Source organism: Pseudomonas sp. RC3H12 (genome assembly GCF_018596375.1).
Lineage (GTDB): Bacteria > Pseudomonadota > Gammaproteobacteria > Pseudomonadales > Pseudomonadaceae > Aquipseudomonas.
The window spans coordinates 1,933,258-1,949,204 of the sequence record NZ_CP075595.1 but is presented as its reverse complement, the minus strand read 5'-3'; the positions used below and the strand labels follow the sequence as shown (position 1 = coordinate 1,949,204).

Sequence of the window (15,947 nt, the reverse complement as noted above, 5' to 3'; positions counted from 1 at the left end):
TGCGACTCCGCTCAGGGGCGGCGCCGCGGGCCTGGAGGCCTTGGGCGCCGCTATTCCCCGGTGAGCAGTTGTTCGTCGTCAGGTTTGGCAGGCTTGTCGCCATTGCGTCGGCGGTCGGCCAGGACCCAGCTGCCATCGTACAACTGCAAGGGGAACGACTCGTTCCTGTTCTGGCGTCGTTCGACGTACCCTTCGGCCGGCTGGTCGGTGCTTCTGCGCTGGCGCTCGATGCCCATCAGGTCGAAGACGGCGCGGGCCAGTTCCATCAGCGGGAACGGCTTGAACAGGACATGGGTCACGCCCAGTTCGGCGGCCCGCTCACGGACCTCGGCGGTCGGGTGGGCGGTGATCAGCACGAAATGGCATTGCCTGTTCCTGCGCACGGTCTCCAGGACCTGAAACCCCTCCATGTCGGGCAAGCGGTAATCCAGCACGATCACGTCCGGTGCCTGTCTCTCGGCCTCTTCGATACCCGTGGTACCGTCGTGGGCGAGATGGACCTCCAGGCCTTGCGCCTGCAGATAGGCTTGCAGGTTCTTCGCAAGGGTCTGTTCGTCATCGACTACCAATACTCTGTTCACCAAGGTCCACTCCCATGAACTGCCCGGTCTCCCGGTCTGCGAAGTGCGGCCTTGTAGAGGCTTGAGCATGCTTCGTGCCAGGCATCAAAATTCACTGCTTACCGCTTTCAAGTCGCTGATATCGTTGAAGCTTGTCGGTCACCCCAGACCTTTGCGGCTGGCCGTTCCCCATATCCGGGGAAGATGATGGCATATTGCCCTGAAGGGTTTCCCCAACTATGGGGAAAGCCCTGCAGGCCCCTCAGTCGACGCGCTCCACTGTAGCGGAATCACGCAAACGTTGGCGTACGGCTTGCCGGGCCTGGGCCTGGAGTTGCGCGACGAGCGCGTCCCCGGCCAGGCGCAGGCCGTGTTCTGGTAGGACAGAAGTATTATCACTTTGGTTCTGCATTCCTTGCAGTCTTTGCCAGTTGGCCTGATGGAAGGCCGCAACTTCGGCGCTGCTGGGTTCTTCGATCGCGCTCAGCCGGGCGAAAACCTGCTGGGCGGCCATCTCATGTCGAGTGTAGTCAGCGAAGCCTGCCCGATCGAAGCCGGCTTGCGCCAGGCGCTGCTCGAACACCGCGGGGCTGCCGAAGGCCGCCTCAACCTCGCTGACCCGCGCCGTCACCTGCGCATCGCTGATGTCTATGCCCTGGCGCTGGGCCTCCTGCCAGAGCAGTTCCTTGTCGATCAGTTCATCCAGGGCCTGCGCGCGCAGGCGCTGGTAAAGATTGGGGTTGCGGATGCTCGCCACCGCCCGCCCCTGGGCCTGGAGGTATTCGCTGAAGTAGCGCTCTAGGCGCAACACCCCGATCTCCACGCCATTGACCCGCGCCGCCGGGGTGTCGGCGTGGCTGGCCAGGGCGAGCAGCGACAACAGGCACGCAATCAGGGTGCGCATGGTGATCTTCTCCTGAATCTCAAGGGCTATCCGGCATCGCTCGGTACGGTGCCACTTCAATGAAACCAGGGCCCGGCAGGCTTACCTCCACCACATGGGCACCTGTCATGCCCTGGCGGCGTCCGGGGCCGAAACCCAGCAAAGGCGTGAGGCCGGTATCGATGTCATGCAACTGCTCCAGGGCGACCAGCAACTGCTCACGGCTGGCGTCGCGCCCGATCTGCTTCAAGGCTTCGACCAACAACTGCCAGGCGCACAGGGTAGTGACCTGCAACGATGCCTGGCGCGGCTCCAGCCCCTGGCGCAACTGCACCCCGGCAAGGGTCGCCCGGCCTTGCGCGGTCCAGTCGCCGGGTACGAAGGGATAGGCCAGCAGCACGCGCTGCGACCAGGACGGCGCCAACCCCGGCACGGCACCAGCCACCTGGCCCGACGCGGCGAACAGGTAAGGGTTGCGCCCGCTTGCTTGCAGGCTCGACGCCAGCGCGGTGAACGCCTGGGCGTGGCCGAGGAAGAGGATACCCTCGCCGTCCGGGGCCTGGCCCATGAACGCAAGGGGCGGCGCGGTAGCGACCCCCAGTTGAAGCAAACGCTGCTGCAGCACCTGCGCCGCACCGGCCTGCTCTGCGCCGGCATACACCACCCGCAAGGCAGCGGGCGCCAGGCCAAGGGCATCACGGGCATGCAGCGCCACGCTGAGCAATTGCGCGGGCACGCCCGGCAAGGGATCGAACACCTGCGCACTGCCACCGCTACGCGGCGTGGCACCGATCAGGGGCAGGCCGGCCTGCTCCAGCTGGCGGCTGTCGAGCAGTGGTGCGAGGGGCGCGACCAGGGCGAACACCCGTTCTCGTTGCGTCAGCGTGTCCAGTGCCTGTGCGGTGCTGGCCGGGTCCTGCCCGGGGTCCAGCGCGACCAGTTGCAGGCGTCGCCCATGGATGCCTCCCTGTTGGTTCAACTGCGCGACACCATCCTCCAGCACTGCCCGCACTGTCCGCCCGGCCTCGGACAGCGGGCCCTGCTCGGGCAGCAAGGTGCCCAGGCGCAAGGTGCCCTCCTCCACGCCGGGGTCACGGTCTTCACCCAGGCGCTTGAGGTAGGCGGTGAGATTGCGTTGGTCGGCCAGGCTCAGGTCGAAGCGTGGCATCGCCGGGTCGAGGCGATTGCCGGCGGGGTCGGTGCCGCTGCGGATGACCCGCGCCAGGCTGGCATCGGTGTAGGCCGGGTAGCGCCGGTTGTTGGCCTCGCGATTGCCGGAGCCAAGGGCCAGGCGTTGCCAGTCCAGGCTCGGCGGGCGCACTCCGCCTTCGCTGCGGCCGCGCCCGTCGTTGCCATGGCAACCAGCACAGGGCAGCACGCTGGCCGGCACGCGCATGCCCCCGGGGCCGACCCGGGCCAGCAACTGGGCGTCGCTGCTGGAGACGCCTTCGCGGTAGAGGCGTTTGCCGGCGAGCTCCTGCTCGCTCAGTTGCACTGCCCCGCACAGGCACCACCACAACATGAGCAGGACCCACTTGGCAGCGGCGGCCATGATGTCAGCGCCCCGCCAACGGCTGTGCCAGCAGTTGCATGCGCTGGGCGATCGCTGCAGGCGGCGCGTCCGGGCGGATCTTACTCCAGCGCTTGCCTGCCACGTCACCGGCAATCAACTGCGTCGAGTGCTGCTCGGGGCTGGGCAGGAACTGGCCCAACCGCCCCAGCACCAGGTCGACGCTGGCCTTGTCGCCGGTCAGGAACAGCCAGTTCGGACCATCCACCCCCTGCTTCTGCGCAAACGCCTTGAGTACCTCTGGCGTGTCGTTCAGAGGATCGCTGCTCAGCGACACGAACGTCACCTGCGCCGCCAGTGCCGGGCCCATGGCCTCGCGCACCTCGCGCAATTTGCGGGTGATCAGCGGGCAGGCATCGTTGCAGTGGGTGAAGATCACGTTGAGCATCACCACCTTGTCCTTGAGCACATCGCTGTAGAAACGCAGCTCGCGGCCGTCCTGGTCCTTGAGCACGGTGTCGGTGAACCAGGTCTGCGCATCGCGGGTGCCACCGCCGCTGGTCATGGTCTGCGGCGCCGGTTGTGGCGTCGGCGCGTGGCCCTCGTGGGCGAACGCCACCGAGGCGAGGATCCACAGGCAGGCGCCGAGCACCAGCCAGTCAAGGCTGCGCATGCTGGCATGGCGGGAGGTGTGGGCGCTCATGGCTGTACCTCCTGGCCGGCGATGGCGGTGCTCTTGGCGTGCACGCGACGCGCGCTCAGGCGGTTGACCTCGCCGATCAGCACATTGGGGTCGGTGAAGCCGTAGTAGCGCGTCCAGTGCCCGCTGCGCCCATCACCCACCAGGATCAACGGCGGGTGCTCGCTGAGGTTGGCGCTGAAGCTGCCCAGCCCCTTGAGCGTTTCGCTGATGGCATAGGGTGAACCGGTCAGCCAGCTCCACCCCGGCCCGTGCTGGAATGCCCGGGCGTAACCGGCCAGGCGCCTGGAATCGTCACGCTGTGGATCGACGCTGATCGATACCAGTCGAATCTCCTCACCCACCCGCCCACCCAACTGCTGCTGGACCTTGCTCATGATCGACGACACCACCGGGCACACCGTGGTGCAGCTGGTGTAGATGAACCCCATGACCACCAGGTGATCGCCCACCAGGTCCTTCTCCAGGCGCACCGGCATGCCGTCCTGGTCGAGCAGCGCCACATCGGCGAAGCGCACGCTGGCTTTCTCCTGGTGAGCGGCCGGCGGTTGCTCGGGCGTGCCGCCGTGATCGTGGCCGGCGTGGGCCAGCGCCAGGTTGCTGGCCAGCAGCAGGCTCAGGCCCAGCAGTTTTCCACCATGCAGACGATTCATCGCACACTCCTGGGTTCCCCTTGGGAAGCGGTGGGCGCCTCGGCGGCCGGCAGGACGCGCAGGCTAGTGTAGTTTTCTTCGGTGAAGGCACGCCCGAGGCTCGGCGACTGTACGTGCAGGTACCAGGCGCCGGCCTCGGCCAGCTCCAGCGGCGCCTGGTAGAGCCCCTCGCCCACTTCGACCAGTGCCACGTTGCGTGGCAGCGACGAAGGCGCCAGGAAGTAGCGCAAGCTCAGGTCGCCAAGCCCCAGGCGCGGCTTGCCGTCCTCGCCGACAATGCGCACCCGGGCCTGGTACGGGGTGTGCTGCAGCAGCGGCTGGTCGGTGCCGATGAACTCGGCGTGGGCACGCTTGGGCACGCCCGACTGCGGCAACGCCGCGACCTCGGTGCTGAAGCAGTGGATGATCTGCGGCTGGTTGAGCAGGAACGCCACGTCGAAGGTGCCGGCGGCCGGCAGCTTGACCGTCGAGCCGTACACGCCGGGCGCCAGCTCGCGCAGACTACGGTCGATGACCCGCGCGGCGCGGGCCTGGTGGCCGCGGTTGTTGTAGCCCGACATCGGCGCGTTCATGCCCTCGGCGTAGAAGTAGGTGGTGTTGTCCACCGGGTTGACCACGAACACCGCATTGTCGTCGCGGGAAATGCTCACCCCCTGGGCCAACGGCAGGTCGCCGGCCTGGCGCGGCGCCGCCGGGCCGGCCTCGAAGCCCTGGACGATCGGTTCGCGCCCCTGCCCGAGGCTTGCCAGGTTGATCATGCTCACCTTCGGCGAAGCCAGCCCACGCACGTAGGCGTAGGCCTTGGTGAAGGTCAGCTGGTACGGCTCGGCGGCCACCGGTATCCGATGGAGCAACTGGTCGGTACTGGCATCGATCACCAGCGCCTGGTTCTCCAGGGTGTTGAGCACCACGCCATAACGACCATCCTGGCTGAAGCGCATCGGCCCCAGGCCCTGCTCGGCCTTGACCGTGTGGCGCAGGGTGTGGCTGCGGGCGTCGATCACCCGCACCGTGCCCTCCTGGCCATCGACCACGTACACTGCCTGCGACAATGGCGAGTAAGCCACCGACAACGGATGCGGGCCGACTTCGAGGGTCTTCACCAGGCGCATCTGGGCGGTGTCGATGACGCTCAGGGTGCCGCCGTCGCGGTTGCTGACGAAGGCAAAGCGCGAATCGGCGCTGAAGGCGATCTCGTGGTGGCCGGAGCCGGTGACGAACGACTTGAGCTTGGCCCGGCTGGGCACGTCGATCACCGTCACCCCGCCCTTGGCCGGGTCATGGCTGTTGTTGCCCACCCACAGCAGGCGCTGGTCGGGTTGCAGCGCCACCCGCAGCGGCTGCTCGCCGGCCTCCAGGGTGGCCACGCGGGTGAAGGTCTCGGTGTCGATCAACGCCACCTGGTTGCGTTCGGGCATGGACACGAACACCTGCTTGTCATCGCCGGTGGCCACCCAGTCCATGGGCCGCCCCGGAAGGTCGATGCGCGCCAGCGTGCTGGTGACCCCGCCCACCGACACGGTCGGGTCGATCACCGTCAGGCTGGCGTCCTTGTTCAACACCAGCAGGAAGTAGCTGTTCAGATCGAGCAAAGGACGAGCGCCGATGCTGCTTTTGAGAAACAACGCCACGCGCGCCTTGCAACTGCTGTCGCGGTCGCCAACCGGTGCCGACTGCGCGGGGTCGAGCCAGGCGCCGGGGGCCATGCCCGACAGCGGCTGGCCGCTGGTCTGGTCGCTGACCTTGAAGCGGATATTGGCAAAGTCGCCCTCACGCAGCTCACCGCCGCTGAGAGGGCGCGCCTCGAACTCAACGGTGACGCCATCGCGGCTGAGCGTGTGCAGGGCCTGGGGATCGGCGGCCTCCTGCAGCAGTTCGCGGGGGTCGCACCAGAGCTTTTCGTAGGCCACGCCGAGGCCGATCAGCGCGGTGCCCAGCAGCAAGCCCAGGTATGCAGGGCGCAGCTTGCGGTTCATGCCGGCACGCATGGGGTAGCGCCTTCGAGGGGAATGGTCATGCTGCACCTCCACAGGACTCACGGGTTCTGTGGAGGGTGGAAGCAAGCGTTATGCCATCAATAAAATTGTTTTGAATCAGAGTGTTGGTGAAACAAGTGGAAGGTATTGGGGAGGCTGCCCCAAACACGGGGGCGCTTTGCGCCCGCCGCTTTCAGTCCTGATGCGCCAAACCCAGTTCGGCATCGTCCATCAACGCCTTGGCCAAGGCGCTGAGATAATGAGCGGCCCAGACCATGCGCGGGTCGCTCTCCATCACCCCGACCAGGGTGAGGTGACGTACGCAGTCCATCAGTTCCGATGACTGTTCGCGGGCGTGCTGGCACGGAATGCCGGGCTCAATGCAGAACAGGGGCTGGGTGTTGTTTTCGCCTTGGTAGAAGCGGGTCTTGCCGGCGGTGGTATGGGGGGCTTCTGGCGACATGGGGATCTTCTTGAAAAGGGCTTTGCTGGGGGCGGCCCTATCGCGGGGCAAGCCCGCTTGAGTTCCAGCTGAGTTCAAAGCGTGGGAGCAGGCTTGCCCCGCGATGGGCCGGCCCGGCAACTCACACTCAGCGCAGGGTTGGCGGCTGCGTGGTCATCTGTAACTGCGCCAATGCCGAATCCAGCAGCGTGCGCACTACCTCCATCTCATACAGCGCGGCCAGTACCAGCATCGAACCGGGAGACCGGGAGATGAGTGCGACGGATTGTTGGGCGACGGCCAGGGCACAGAGCACGTGTTCGGTGGTCTGGACCAGTGTGTCTTCAAGGAAGGTGGGTGGGTCGGGGACGATCTTGAGCATAAACAGTTCCTGATGTGGGCAACCATTAACGCTGCTGTCAAACAGATGGTGGCAGCTGTACGTAGGTTGACAGACCGGAGGAACTGAAAAGACCGGCGCACGCGAGCGTGCCCTACGCACAGCCACCCTTGTAGGGAAAACCATGTGCTTTCAGTTCATCGCAGCCTGTCAAAGCTGCGTCGCTGATGTGCAGCGACCCGGCGAGACTAGATGCCCTTGGAATGAAAAAAAAGCGGGCGGAGTATGTTTGGGAAATGGCCTGCAAGGAAGCGGTTAAGTCTGATGTTTCAGGGTGGCAACGACCGCGTCAGGGCAGCCAGGTGTAGACGACAGTCTCGAGAGCGCTGCGAGGGTTACGGCGAACACCTGGTGACCACTACACGTTCACTGGCTCCGGACAATCAGATTACGTACCACGTAGTATGTAATTATTCCTGGTTCACCACTGACGAATACATACGCAGGACCCAAGCCCCACCAACACTCATCCGCCGCACACACACCATTCACCGATCAGCCGCGCAGACGCCGACTCACCCGCCTCGCCGCTGGCGCCCATGGCCCACCATGTGTTGTACGCGCCCGCCGATCATCCGGTGCTGACCAGCTCCAACATCGCCGTGCTGGCATTGATCGAAGGGTTGGTGGCCGGGGTCATGGCGCGCAACAAGGAGGCAGTGAAACTGGCCACGGAGCTGACCGAAAGCGTGATGTCGTATCTGCATGTGCCGGGTGACAAGCTCACCAGAAAATAAGACGCGCCGGACAACATGGTCGTCGTGCGGGAACGGATTTACCGGTGGTCGCGGCGATCCGGCTGCCCCGATGAATCCGTTCCCGCAGGTTCATGTCATGTCAATGGATCTGGGCAGCAGTGGCCGCTCAGTCCTGCAGCTTCGCCGCCAACTGCCGGACCCGCTCGAGGTCGGCCTTGGCCACCTTGGCCAGGCCGGTGCCGTAGTCCGCATCCGCCTTGTAGAAGAACGACAGCATGATGTAGCGGCTCTCCTCATCTGCGGTCGCCAGGGCCTGGCCGAGGCTGTTGATCAGGTCGGTCTGGTCCTTCTTGCCGTAGGAGCGGAACAGCTCGCCCGCCTGCTTGAAGTTCTGCTCGCGCTGAATCCTCGCCTGCTGGGTGCTGCCGCTCAGCGGGGTCTGCACATAACGGGCGTCGGCCTGCTCATCACGCAGCTGGCGACGGCTCGGCTGGTAGTTCACGCCGCTGTCGGTGTGCCCGGCGTTCATCGCGCCATCCTGGTTGACGGTGTTGACCTCGGCACGCGGGCGGTTCACCGGCAGGCTCAGGCCATTGGCGCCAACCCGGTACATCTGGGTATCGGCGTAGGCGAACAACCGTCCCTGGAGCAGGCGGTCCTCGGACGGTTCGATACCCGGTACCAGGTTCGACGGCGCCATGGCCACCTGCTCGGTCTCCTGGAAGAAGTTGTCGACGTTACGGTCGAGCACCATCTGGCCAATCTTGCGCTCCGGCACGTCGGGCCAGATCTTGGTCGCGTCCAGCGGGTCGAAGTCGAACTTGGCCAACTCCTCGGGCTTGAGCACCTGGATGTACAGGTCCCATTTCGGCAGCTTGCCCTGGTTGATCGCGCTGACCAGATCGTGGGTCATGTGGCTGTAGTCGCGGCCCTGGACCTGGGCGACCTGTTTCGGGTCGAGGTTCTTCTGCCCTTGCAGGCTCTTCCAGTGGAACTTCACGTAGTGCACCTGGCCCTTGGCGTTGACCAGCTTGTAGGCGTGCACGCTGTTGCCGTCCATCTCACGGTAACTGGCCGGCGTGCCTTCGTTGGAGTACAGCAGGGTCAGGGTGCGGGTAGCTTCCGGTACATGGGAGAAGAAATCGAAGCGACGCGAGTCGTCATCGAGGTTGCTCCGTGGGTCGGGCTTGAAGGCGTGAACCATGTCCGGGAACTTGATCGCGTCGCGGATGAAGAAGGTCGGGAAGTTGTTGCCGACCAGATCCCAGTTGCCGTCGGCGGTGTAGAACTTGGTGGCGAAGCCGCGCGGGTCACGCAGGGTTTCCGGCGAGTGATTGCCGTGCACCACCGAGGAGAAGCGCACGAACACCGGGGTCTTCTCGCCGGGGCGGAACACCTTGGCCATGCTCAGGTCGCTGATGTCGGCACTGGCGGTGAACTGGCCATGGGCGCCGGTGCCACGTGCGTGCACCACGCGCTCGGGGATGCGTTCACGGTCGAAACGCTGCAGCTTCTGCAGCAGTTGCACGTCCTGTAGCAGCACCGAGCCGTTGGGGCCGGCAGTCTGCGAGTTCTGGTTGTCGCCCACCGGCGCGCCGTTATCACGGGTCAGGGTCGCGGCCTGCACGGACAGTGACAGCAGACTGGCGGCGAGACTGCTCACCACCAGCAGGCGACCGGGTTGGAACAGCTTGAGCAAAGGGATCATGGGGTACTCCTAAAGGTTCTTTCAGGCGTCTTGATGCGCCTCGAAAAGGGTAAGTAGCCCGTGACCGATCCCTAAATTGATCCTGCTCATCAGTGCAATTGGTAATTTCAATCCTGTTTTTTATTCATGAATGCTACAGGCAGGCATAGGTGGCCTGGCCAAGCTCAGAAGTCCACCTTGCCGCGCCCCGCCTTGATCGTGCCGCGCTTGGACTTCGAGTCGAGGCGGCGGGTCTTTGAACCGAGGGTTGGCTTGGTCGGCCGGCGCTTCTTCTCGACCTTGCCGGCGCCGATGATCAGTTCGGCCAGACGCTCCAGGGCGTCGATGCGGTTCTGTTCCTGGGTGCGGAACTGCTGGGCCTTGATGATCAGCACGCCGTCAGCAGTGATGCGGCTGTCACGCAATGCCAGCAGTCGCTCCTTGTAGAAGGCGGGCAGCGACGAGGCCGCGATGTCGAAGCGCAGGTGCACGGCGCTGGAGACCTTGTTGACGTTCTGGCCGCCGGCGCCCTGCGCGCGAATATAGCTCAGCTCGATCTCGGCATCCGGTACCTGCACGTTGTTGGAGATGGTCAGCATGGTGTGCCTCTTGTGATAGCCCGGCCATTATCACATCTCCTTGGCTTCACTGCCGCGCCATGTGCCGCCGATATTGCCTGGCCCGGGCGGCGTCGCTCCATTGCTGGCGCAGCAGCGCCCACCAGGGCGCCACCTGCGGATCGGGCGCCTTGGCTTCGCTCAGCCTGCGCAACTGGAACTTGACCATCGCCATATTGCCCAGCGAGGCCAACGCCTTGTTCTTCCAGGTGATCGGGCGCAGTTCCGGCACCGCCTCCTCCCCCGCTTGCCAGTCACGGGGCAAGGCCGGCGCGATGGCCAGCGCGGTACCGATACCGACCATCTCGACCCCGCTGTGCACCACCTGCTCGGCGACCGGTCGGCGGCGGATGCCGCCGGTGACCATCACCGGCATCTTCGCCACCGTGCGGATGTCCCGGGCGAAGTCGAGGAAGTACGCCTCCCGCGCCAGCGTGCGGCCATCCCTGGCCTGGCCCTGCATCGCCGGGGCTTCGTAGCTGCCACCGGACAACTCCACCAGGTCGACCGCCAGCTCATTGAGCAGGGCCACCACCTGCCGCGCATCGTCTGCGCTGAAGCCGCCGCGCTGGAAGTCCGCCGAGTTGAGCTTGACGGCCACGGCGAAGCCGGGGGACACCACTGCACGCACCGCCTTGACCACCTCGAGCAGCAGTCGCGCGCGATTTTCCAAGGCGCCGCCCCACTGGTCGGTACGCTGGTTGCTCAGGGGCGAAAGGAACTGGCTGAGCAGGTAGCCATGGGCCGCGTGGATTTCCACCCCACTGAAACCCGCCTGCTCCCCCAGCCGCGCGGTGTTGGCAAAACGGCGGATCACATCTTCGATTACTTCGTGGGTCATCGCCCGCGGGGTGGAAAAATGCCTGGACATGCTGCCCAGGTCCAGCGCCACCGCCGACGGGCCCCAGGTTTCCTGGCCCAGGCTCGCAGGCATCTGCCGGCCGGGGTGGTTGATCTGCAACCAGAACTGCGCACCCTTCGAGCGGCCGATGGCGGCCCACTGGCGAAAACGCGCCAGGTGCCGGTCATCCTCCAGCACCACGCCGCCGGGGCCGGTCATGGCGCGTTTGTCGACCATGACGTTGCCGCTGATGAGCAGGCCGGCGCCACCCTGCGCCCAAGCCTTGTACAAGCGCATCAGTCGGTCGGAGGGCGCATGGTTGGCGTCGGCCATGTTTTCTTCCATGGCGGCCTTGGCAATGCGGTTGGGGATGACCGCGCCATTGGGCAGGGTCAGGGGGGAGAACACGTCCATCGGCAATACCTCAACAAGTAGGTGCCGCAGACGTTAGCTTTAAAGTCAACTTTAAGGTCAAGCCCTGAACCGGCAAAAATTTCGCCATTGACTCTCAAGTTGGGTTGAACGTTAGGGTGATCACGCAGCCCCGACATCATCTACCCTGGAGATACAGCACCGTGAAACTCGGAACCGCCACCGCCCTGGCCGGCGCCCTGCTGATACCCGTCACCCACGCCGCCAATGGCCTCCCTGAGCACGCCACCACAACGCAGATCGACATCGCCGGGCACCCGGTACCCGTGCTCAAGGGCGGGCTGTACGACCGTTACCGCTCCAACCCGCCGCTGCCAGTGATCCAGGCCGAGGCGCCGGACATTGACCTGAGCTGGTTCAAGGGCCTGGAGAAGACTCGGGTCGACATGGGTTTCGAGTCGTACTCGCCAAACTTCTACTACCGCAACAGCCGTGTCACCGCCGTCTACACCGCCGATCTCGAACGCCTGCGGGCGTTGATACCCGCCGCGGTGCTGGAACAGGTGCAGCCCCTGCAGGTATGGCCTGGGCGCGGCCTGGTGGCGTTCACCGCCTACACCTACGACTATTGCGACAACGACAGCTACAACGAGGTGGCCGTGTCGATCATTACCAACAGGCCCGGCAAGGCGAACCTCGGGCCCTTCTCTCTGGTCGGGCAGTCGATGGCCAAGGATTTCTGGGGCTATGTGCTCAAGCTGCCGGTCAACACCGAGCTTGCACGGGTGCGCGGCGTGGTGGGCTACAACCTGCCCAAGTGGCTGACCGGGATCGACCGGCGCGAGGACGCCCAGGCGGTAACCTACACCATCGGCGATGCGCGAAGCGGCGAGGTGGACGTGGTGTTCAGGGCCAGGAAGCTCGACGGGTTGTCCCACGAGCCAGACCTTGTGACCAACAGTTTCACCAACCTCGACCACCAGAGCCGGTTGGCCTACGGCTACGCCACCTCGCGGCAGGTCAGCCATGCATCCAGCATGAAGGCTGATTCAGTGGAACTGGTGCTGGGTGATGGCGAACTGTCGCGCTATATCCGTGATCTGCAGCTGGGGCGGATGGTCAAGTACGAGTATGTGCCCGAGTTCCAGAGCGCGCTGTATGCGCCCAAGCCATTGGCGGCGCTTGACTGAAACGATGCAGGCCCCCTGTGGCAGCGGCGCTGCTACAGGTCCGCGACCCGCGCGTGTTCCTGGGCCATTTCCTCACGCAGCCGCTCCAGCACCCGCTGCGAATTGTCCACGCACTGCATGCCTTCGGGCTTGCTCTCGATTCCTTCGATCACCAGCAACAACTGCGCCTTGTTGCGTGCCAGGCGCGCCTGCAGGCGTTCGATTTCCTCGACCTTGCGCCTGAGCCCACCGAGCAGTTCATCGTGCTGCCAGCCCTTGGCCTTGGCCGGCAGCAACTGGCGGATCTCCTCCAGCGAGAACCCGGCAGCCTGGGCGTTGGTGATCATCTCCAGCACCCATACGGCATCGGCGTCGTAGTCGCGATAGCCATTGGCCTTGCGCTCGACCGAGCTGATCAGCCCACTGGCCTCGTAGAAGCGGATACGCGACGGGGCCAGGCCCGTGAGCTTGGCCAGCTCTCCTATTCTCATGCAGCACCTTTGCAATTGCATTGACCTTGAAGTGCACTTTAATCCTAGAGTTGTCCGGTGGCCAGTGAACGCTCACTTGCCCGCCTTCACTAGCTCCTCACCCAAGAATCAGGAGACGCGAAATGGCATACGTCACAACCCCGGAAGGACTCGAGATCTTCTACAAGGACTGGGGCCCGCGGGACGCCCAGGTGATCTTCTTCCATCACGGCTGGCCGCTCAGCGCCGACGACTGGGACGCGCAACTGCTGTTCTTCGTCGCCGAAGGCTACCGCGTGGTCGCCCATGACCGCCGTGGCCATGGCCGTTCGAGCCAGGTCTGGGACGGCCACGACATGGACCACTACGCCGACGACGTGGCGGCGGTGGTCAAGCACCTGGGTGTCGAGGGGGCGATTCATGTCGGGCACTCCACCGGCGGTGGCGAGGTGATCCACTACATGGCCCGCCATCCCGAGGACAAGGTGCCCAAGGCCGCCATTATCGCCGCCGTGCCGCCGCTGATGGTGCAGACCGCCAGCAACCCCGGTGGCCTGCCCAAGTCGGTGTTCGACGACCTTCAGGCCCAGCTCAAGGCCAACCGCGCGCAGTTCTACCACGATATCCCGGCGGGGCCGTTCTACGGCTACAACCGTCCCGGCGCCAAGGCGGACCAGGGCGTGATCCTCAACTGGTGGCGCCAGGGCATGATGGGCGGCGCCCAGGCGCACTACGACGGCATCGTCGCGTTCTCCCAGACTGATTTCACCGAGTCCCTTAAAAAGGTGACGGTGCCGGTGCTGGTCATGCATGGCGACGACGACCAGATCGTGCCTTACGACAATTCGGGGCCACTGTCGGCCAAGTTGCTGCCCAAGGGCACCCTGAAGACCTACAAGGGCTACCCCCATGGCATGCCCACCACCCACGCCGATGTGATCAACCAGGACCTGCTCACCTTCTTCCGTAGCTGACAGGCCGGGCCGGCGCTCAGCCCTGGCGCCGGCCCTTGCCGCGCGCGGCCTTCTGCGCCGTCGAGTCATGCCGGGTGCCGGTGGAGCCGTCTGGCCGATGGGCGTCGTTGTCGCGCTCGGCTTCGCCCGCAGGTACGCGCGGGCGACGATCATCCTGCTGTTTCATGCGTTTCTCCTAGCCTTTGCTGTGTTCGGGTGAAGTCGGTCCCGTGCCACGCTTGATGCCTCGCGGCCCGGCGACACCCCAGATGGCCAGCCCGACCACGGGGAACACCACCAGCAGCAGCGACCACAAGACCTTCACGCCATCGGACTTGTCGCTGCGAAACACGCTGACGATCGCCCACAGGTCGACCAGCAAGATGATCGCCAACACGGCGATCCAGAAGTACGTCACGGGGTCACTCATGACCTACCCTCCTCTTCCAGGCGCCTGTCCGAGATGGACACGACAACCTTGAACAGAGGAAGCCCCGGACGTCGGCAAAGTTCAGCGCGGATCCTGTGCACGGGATGAACGGGCGCCGCGCAGTGGCGCTGAACCAAACCACAGGCGCGAGCGTCCATCGCTCAACAGACCCGTGAGTTGACTACGATGCGACAGGACCCGGTGCGCGCCGCCCTCGACTACCTCAAGCAGCATCACCTGTTGCTGACCACCGCTGAGTCCTGCACCGCCGGTGCCATGGTCGCGTTGCTGGCCGAGGAGCCCGGCACCGGCGAGGTGCTGGAGAGCGGCTACGTGGTCTACTCTCCCGAGGCCAAGCAGCGGCTGCTCGGGGTCGATCCGCAGACCATCGAACGATTCGGCTTGACCAGCGAGGCAGTGGCCTGGGAAATGGCTCGCGGCGCCCTGCGCGATAGCCAGGCCAGTGTCGCCATCGCCACCACCGGAGTCGCCGGCCCCTCCCCCGAAGCCGGCGTACCCCCGGGCACTCTGTGTTTCGCCTGGGCCTTCGCCGGCGAACCGCTGGCGGTGTTCACCTGCACCCAGCGCTTCTTTGGCGAACGCCCCGAGGTGATGCGCCAGGCCGCGCTGTTCGGCCTTGCCCGGCTGGCCCATTACCACCAACGCTGGCTGCGCGGCGAGCGCGCCTGAGATGACTTTTCGTTTACCAACGCCATGCTGGTAATCGCCACGCTCATCGTGCTCGACGTCGGTCTGTCACTGGCCAAGCTCAACTCGCGGCGCCTGGCCAGGCTGCTCGACGGTCACGCGACCCTGGTTGTCGAGCATGGTCGCTTCCTCCATGGCCGCATGCGTCGGGCGCGCCTGCCCGAAGACGACATCCTCGAATCGGCCAGGGACAGCCAAGGCATCGAACGGGTCGAGCAGATCAATTTTGCCATCGTCGAGCGCAACGGCAAGGTCTCGATCATCCGTCAGGAGTGAACCCTGCCGCCGGCTGACGCCGCTTCAGGCCGCGGATTGCGCGGCCCCGAGCAGCTTCTTCTGCGCCTGCATGGCTTGCCCCATGTCTTCCAGCGCCTGTTTACCGAGCAATTTCCTCGCGGTCGGGAACAGCTCGCCCTCCTCTTCCTCGATATGGTGCTCGAGCAATTCCTTCATCACCTTGACCCGCCCTGCGAACTCGACGGTGTCGGTGGCGGTACCCAGCAGGTCGGGCAGGACCAGCGAATCGACCGTGCGGTGCTCCTCCTTGGCCTCGTGGTACATCTTTGCCTCCTCTCGGCCCCCGGCCTGCTTGATGGCCGGATAGAGGATGCGCTCTTCGAGCTCGGTGTGGATCTTCAGCTCCTGCTCGATACGCGCCAGCAACTCGCCACGTTTCTTTACCGCGCGCTCGGTGGTGGCCGCCAGCTCGTCGAGCAGCTTCTTCACGTGCTTGTGGTCTTGCTCCAGCAATTCGATGGCATTCATGGCAGACCTCGTCGGTTATCGAGAATGGGCATTGCCTCCGGTTGAGCCACGCCCGCCCGAGGTGTTCGACAGAGACGATGAACGGTGGCAGCACGTGCATTGCCTGCAACGAA

The 15,947-nt window shown here is 65.0% G+C and carries 18 protein-coding genes and 2 pseudogenes; 5 read left to right on the top strand and 15 right to left on the bottom strand.

Translation table 11 applies throughout. The features are described 5' to 3' along the window. Positions 1-50 precede the first annotated feature (50 nt). The 8 genes from KHO27_RS08915 to KHO27_RS08880 all read right to left on the bottom strand — a co-directional run bounded on the left by KHO27_RS08915 (position 51) and on the right by KHO27_RS08880 (position 7,106). The gene (locus KHO27_RS08915) at positions 51-584 is read right to left on the bottom strand and encodes a response regulator (protein WP_214501640.1); all 534 of its coding nucleotides are present in this window, start codon (positions 582-584) and stop codon (positions 51-53) included. 238 nt (positions 585-822) lie between these two features. Then, positions 823-1,464, bottom strand: coding sequence for a SurA N-terminal domain-containing protein (locus KHO27_RS08910; RefSeq protein WP_214501639.1), 642 nt, complete (start codon positions 1,462-1,464; stop codon positions 823-825). A 19-nt stretch (positions 1,465-1,483) separates the two neighbouring features. Next, positions 1,484-2,965 carry a cytochrome c/ABC transporter substrate-binding protein gene (locus KHO27_RS08905; RefSeq protein ID WP_434729428.1) on the bottom strand — a complete coding sequence of 494 codons (1,482 nt, stop codon included), beginning with the start codon at positions 2,963-2,965 and terminating at the stop codon, positions 1,484-1,486. 34 nt (positions 2,966-2,999) lie between these two features. Continuing rightward, entirely contained in the window at positions 3,000-3,656 is a 657-nt protein-coding gene (locus tag KHO27_RS08900; protein WP_110704228.1) for an SCO family protein, read from the bottom strand. Next, complete coding sequence (locus tag KHO27_RS08895; protein ID WP_111532340.1) at positions 3,653-4,306, bottom strand: SCO family protein; 654 nt, start codon at positions 4,304-4,306, stop codon at positions 3,653-3,655. Before KHO27_RS08895 ends, KHO27_RS08900 begins: the two co-directional genes overlap by 4 nt. Next, positions 4,303-6,282: a cytochrome D1 domain-containing protein gene (locus KHO27_RS08890; RefSeq protein WP_111532459.1), complete on the bottom strand. Its 1,980-nt coding sequence runs from the start codon at positions 6,280-6,282 to the stop codon at positions 4,303-4,305. The genes KHO27_RS08895 and KHO27_RS08890 overlap by 4 nt, the downstream gene beginning before the upstream one ends. 193 nt (positions 6,283-6,475) lie before the next feature. Next, positions 6,476-6,745, bottom strand: coding sequence for a DUF3077 domain-containing protein (locus KHO27_RS08885; protein ID WP_214501637.1), 270 nt, complete (start codon positions 6,743-6,745; stop codon positions 6,476-6,478). A gap of 127 nt (positions 6,746-6,872) precedes the next feature. Continuing rightward, positions 6,873-7,106 (bottom strand): hypothetical protein, encoded by a 234-nt coding sequence (locus KHO27_RS08880; protein ID WP_214501636.1) that lies wholly within the window; start codon positions 7,104-7,106, stop codon positions 6,873-6,875. A 521-nt stretch (positions 7,107-7,627) separates the two neighbouring features. On the opposite strand from KHO27_RS08880, the pseudogene KHO27_RS08875 reads away from it, so the two are divergent. Continuing rightward, positions 7,628-7,861, top strand: a pseudogene (locus KHO27_RS08875) (MurR/RpiR family transcriptional regulator); the annotation flags it as partial. Positions 7,862-7,988: 127 nt separating this feature from the next. Here KHO27_RS08875 and katB read toward each other — a convergent pair. The 3 genes from katB to KHO27_RS08860 form a co-directional block, all read right to left on the bottom strand. Next, positions 7,989-9,530 carry a catalase KatB gene (katB, locus tag KHO27_RS08870; RefSeq protein ID WP_214501635.1) on the bottom strand — a complete coding sequence of 514 codons (1,542 nt, stop codon included), beginning with the start codon at positions 9,528-9,530 and terminating at the stop codon, positions 7,989-7,991. Positions 9,531-9,694: 164 nt separating this feature from the next. Continuing rightward, positions 9,695-10,108 carry an alternative ribosome rescue aminoacyl-tRNA hydrolase ArfB gene (gene arfB, locus KHO27_RS08865; protein ID WP_110699183.1) on the bottom strand — a complete coding sequence of 138 codons (414 nt, stop codon included), beginning with the start codon at positions 10,106-10,108 and terminating at the stop codon, positions 9,695-9,697. A gap of 46 nt (positions 10,109-10,154) precedes the next feature. Further along, the gene (locus KHO27_RS08860) at positions 10,155-11,381 is read right to left on the bottom strand and encodes an NADH:flavin oxidoreductase/NADH oxidase family protein (RefSeq protein ID WP_111532342.1); all 1,227 of its coding nucleotides are present in this window, start codon (positions 11,379-11,381) and stop codon (positions 10,155-10,157) included. Positions 11,382-11,578: 197 nt separating this feature from the next. On the opposite strand from KHO27_RS08860, the gene KHO27_RS08855 reads away from it, so the two are divergent. Continuing rightward, positions 11,579-12,529 (top strand): acetoacetate decarboxylase (ADC), encoded by a 951-nt coding sequence (locus KHO27_RS08855; protein ID WP_371926830.1) that lies wholly within the window; start codon positions 11,579-11,581, stop codon positions 12,527-12,529. 32 nt (positions 12,530-12,561) lie between these two features. On the opposite strand, the gene KHO27_RS08850 is transcribed toward KHO27_RS08855, so the two are convergent. Beyond that, on the bottom strand, positions 12,562-12,999 hold the full coding sequence (locus KHO27_RS08850; RefSeq protein ID WP_110699187.1) for a MerR family transcriptional regulator: 438 nt from the start codon (positions 12,997-12,999) through the stop codon (positions 12,562-12,564). 122 nt (positions 13,000-13,121) lie between these two features. Between KHO27_RS08850 and KHO27_RS08845 the strand changes: the two genes are divergently transcribed. Continuing rightward, positions 13,122-13,952 carry an alpha/beta fold hydrolase gene (locus tag KHO27_RS08845; RefSeq protein ID WP_110699189.1) on the top strand — a complete coding sequence of 277 codons (831 nt, stop codon included), beginning with the start codon at positions 13,122-13,124 and terminating at the stop codon, positions 13,950-13,952. Positions 13,953-13,968: 16 nt separating this feature from the next. On the opposite strand, the gene KHO27_RS08840 is transcribed toward KHO27_RS08845, so the two are convergent. Next, positions 13,969-14,118: a hypothetical protein gene (locus tag KHO27_RS08840; protein WP_178082014.1), complete on the bottom strand. Its 150-nt coding sequence runs from the start codon at positions 14,116-14,118 to the stop codon at positions 13,969-13,971. Between the two features lie 9 nt (positions 14,119-14,127). Then, positions 14,128-14,361, bottom strand: coding sequence for a PLD nuclease N-terminal domain-containing protein (locus tag KHO27_RS08835; protein ID WP_214501634.1), 234 nt, complete (start codon positions 14,359-14,361; stop codon positions 14,128-14,130). Positions 14,362-14,547: 186 nt separating this feature from the next. On the opposite strand from KHO27_RS08835, the gene KHO27_RS08830 reads away from it, so the two are divergent. Next, positions 14,548-15,051 carry a CinA family protein gene (locus KHO27_RS08830; RefSeq protein WP_214501633.1) on the top strand — a complete coding sequence of 168 codons (504 nt, stop codon included), beginning with the start codon at positions 14,548-14,550 and terminating at the stop codon, positions 15,049-15,051. Continuing rightward, positions 15,052-15,345: pseudogene (locus tag KHO27_RS08825) on the top strand (DUF421 domain-containing protein); the annotation flags it as partial. Between the two features lie 24 nt (positions 15,346-15,369). Here the strand turns inward: KHO27_RS08825 and KHO27_RS08820 are convergent. Beyond that, positions 15,370-15,834 carry a PA2171 family ribosome-binding persister protein gene (locus KHO27_RS08820; protein ID WP_110699193.1) on the bottom strand — a complete coding sequence of 155 codons (465 nt, stop codon included), beginning with the start codon at positions 15,832-15,834 and terminating at the stop codon, positions 15,370-15,372. Between the last annotated feature and the right edge of the window lie 113 nt (positions 15,835-15,947).

What these genes read in the sequence shown, in the direction of transcription:
- KHO27_RS08910 (WP_214501639.1), bottom strand. Translation starts at nt 1,464, where the DNA reads ATGCGCACCCTGATTGCGTGCCTGTTGTCGCTGCTCGCCCTGGCCAGC.
- KHO27_RS08905 (WP_434729428.1), bottom strand. Translation starts at nt 2,965, where the DNA reads ATGTTGTGGTGGTGCCTGTGCGGGGCAGTGCAACTGAGCGAGCAGGAG.
- KHO27_RS08900 (WP_110704228.1), bottom strand. Translation starts at nt 3,656, where the DNA reads ATGAGCGCCCACACCTCCCGCCATGCCAGCATGCGCAGCCTTGACTGG.
- KHO27_RS08895 (WP_111532340.1), bottom strand. Translation starts at nt 4,306, where the DNA reads ATGAATCGTCTGCATGGTGGAAAACTGCTGGGCCTGAGCCTGCTGCTG.
- KHO27_RS08890 (WP_111532459.1), bottom strand. Translation starts at nt 6,282, where the DNA reads ATGAACCGCAAGCTGCGCCCTGCATACCTGGGCTTGCTGCTGGGCACC.
- KHO27_RS08885 (WP_214501637.1), bottom strand. Translation starts at nt 6,745, where the DNA reads ATGTCGCCAGAAGCCCCCCATACCACCGCCGGCAAGACCCGCTTCTAC.
- KHO27_RS08880 (WP_214501636.1), bottom strand. Translation starts at nt 7,106, where the DNA reads ATGCTCAAGATCGTCCCCGACCCACCCACCTTCCTTGAAGACACACTG.
- katB (WP_214501635.1), bottom strand. Translation starts at nt 9,530, where the DNA reads ATGATCCCTTTGCTCAAGCTGTTCCAACCCGGTCGCCTGCTGGTGGTG.
- arfB (WP_110699183.1), bottom strand. Translation starts at nt 10,108, where the DNA reads ATGCTGACCATCTCCAACAACGTGCAGGTACCGGATGCCGAGATCGAG.
- KHO27_RS08860 (WP_111532342.1), bottom strand. Translation starts at nt 11,381, where the DNA reads ATGGACGTGTTCTCCCCCCTGACCCTGCCCAATGGCGCGGTCATCCCC.
- KHO27_RS08850 (WP_110699187.1), bottom strand. Translation starts at nt 12,999, where the DNA reads ATGAGAATAGGAGAGCTGGCCAAGCTCACGGGCCTGGCCCCGTCGCGT.
- KHO27_RS08845 (WP_110699189.1), top strand. Translation starts at nt 13,122, where the DNA reads ATGGCATACGTCACAACCCCGGAAGGACTCGAGATCTTCTACAAGGAC.
- KHO27_RS08840 (WP_178082014.1), bottom strand. Translation starts at nt 14,118, where the DNA reads ATGAAACAGCAGGATGATCGTCGCCCGCGCGTACCTGCGGGCGAAGCC.
- KHO27_RS08835 (WP_214501634.1), bottom strand. Translation starts at nt 14,361, where the DNA reads ATGAGTGACCCCGTGACGTACTTCTGGATCGCCGTGTTGGCGATCATC.
- KHO27_RS08830 (WP_214501633.1), top strand. Translation starts at nt 14,548, where the DNA reads ATGCGACAGGACCCGGTGCGCGCCGCCCTCGACTACCTCAAGCAGCAT.
- KHO27_RS08820 (WP_110699193.1), bottom strand. Translation starts at nt 15,834, where the DNA reads ATGAATGCCATCGAATTGCTGGAGCAAGACCACAAGCACGTGAAGAAG.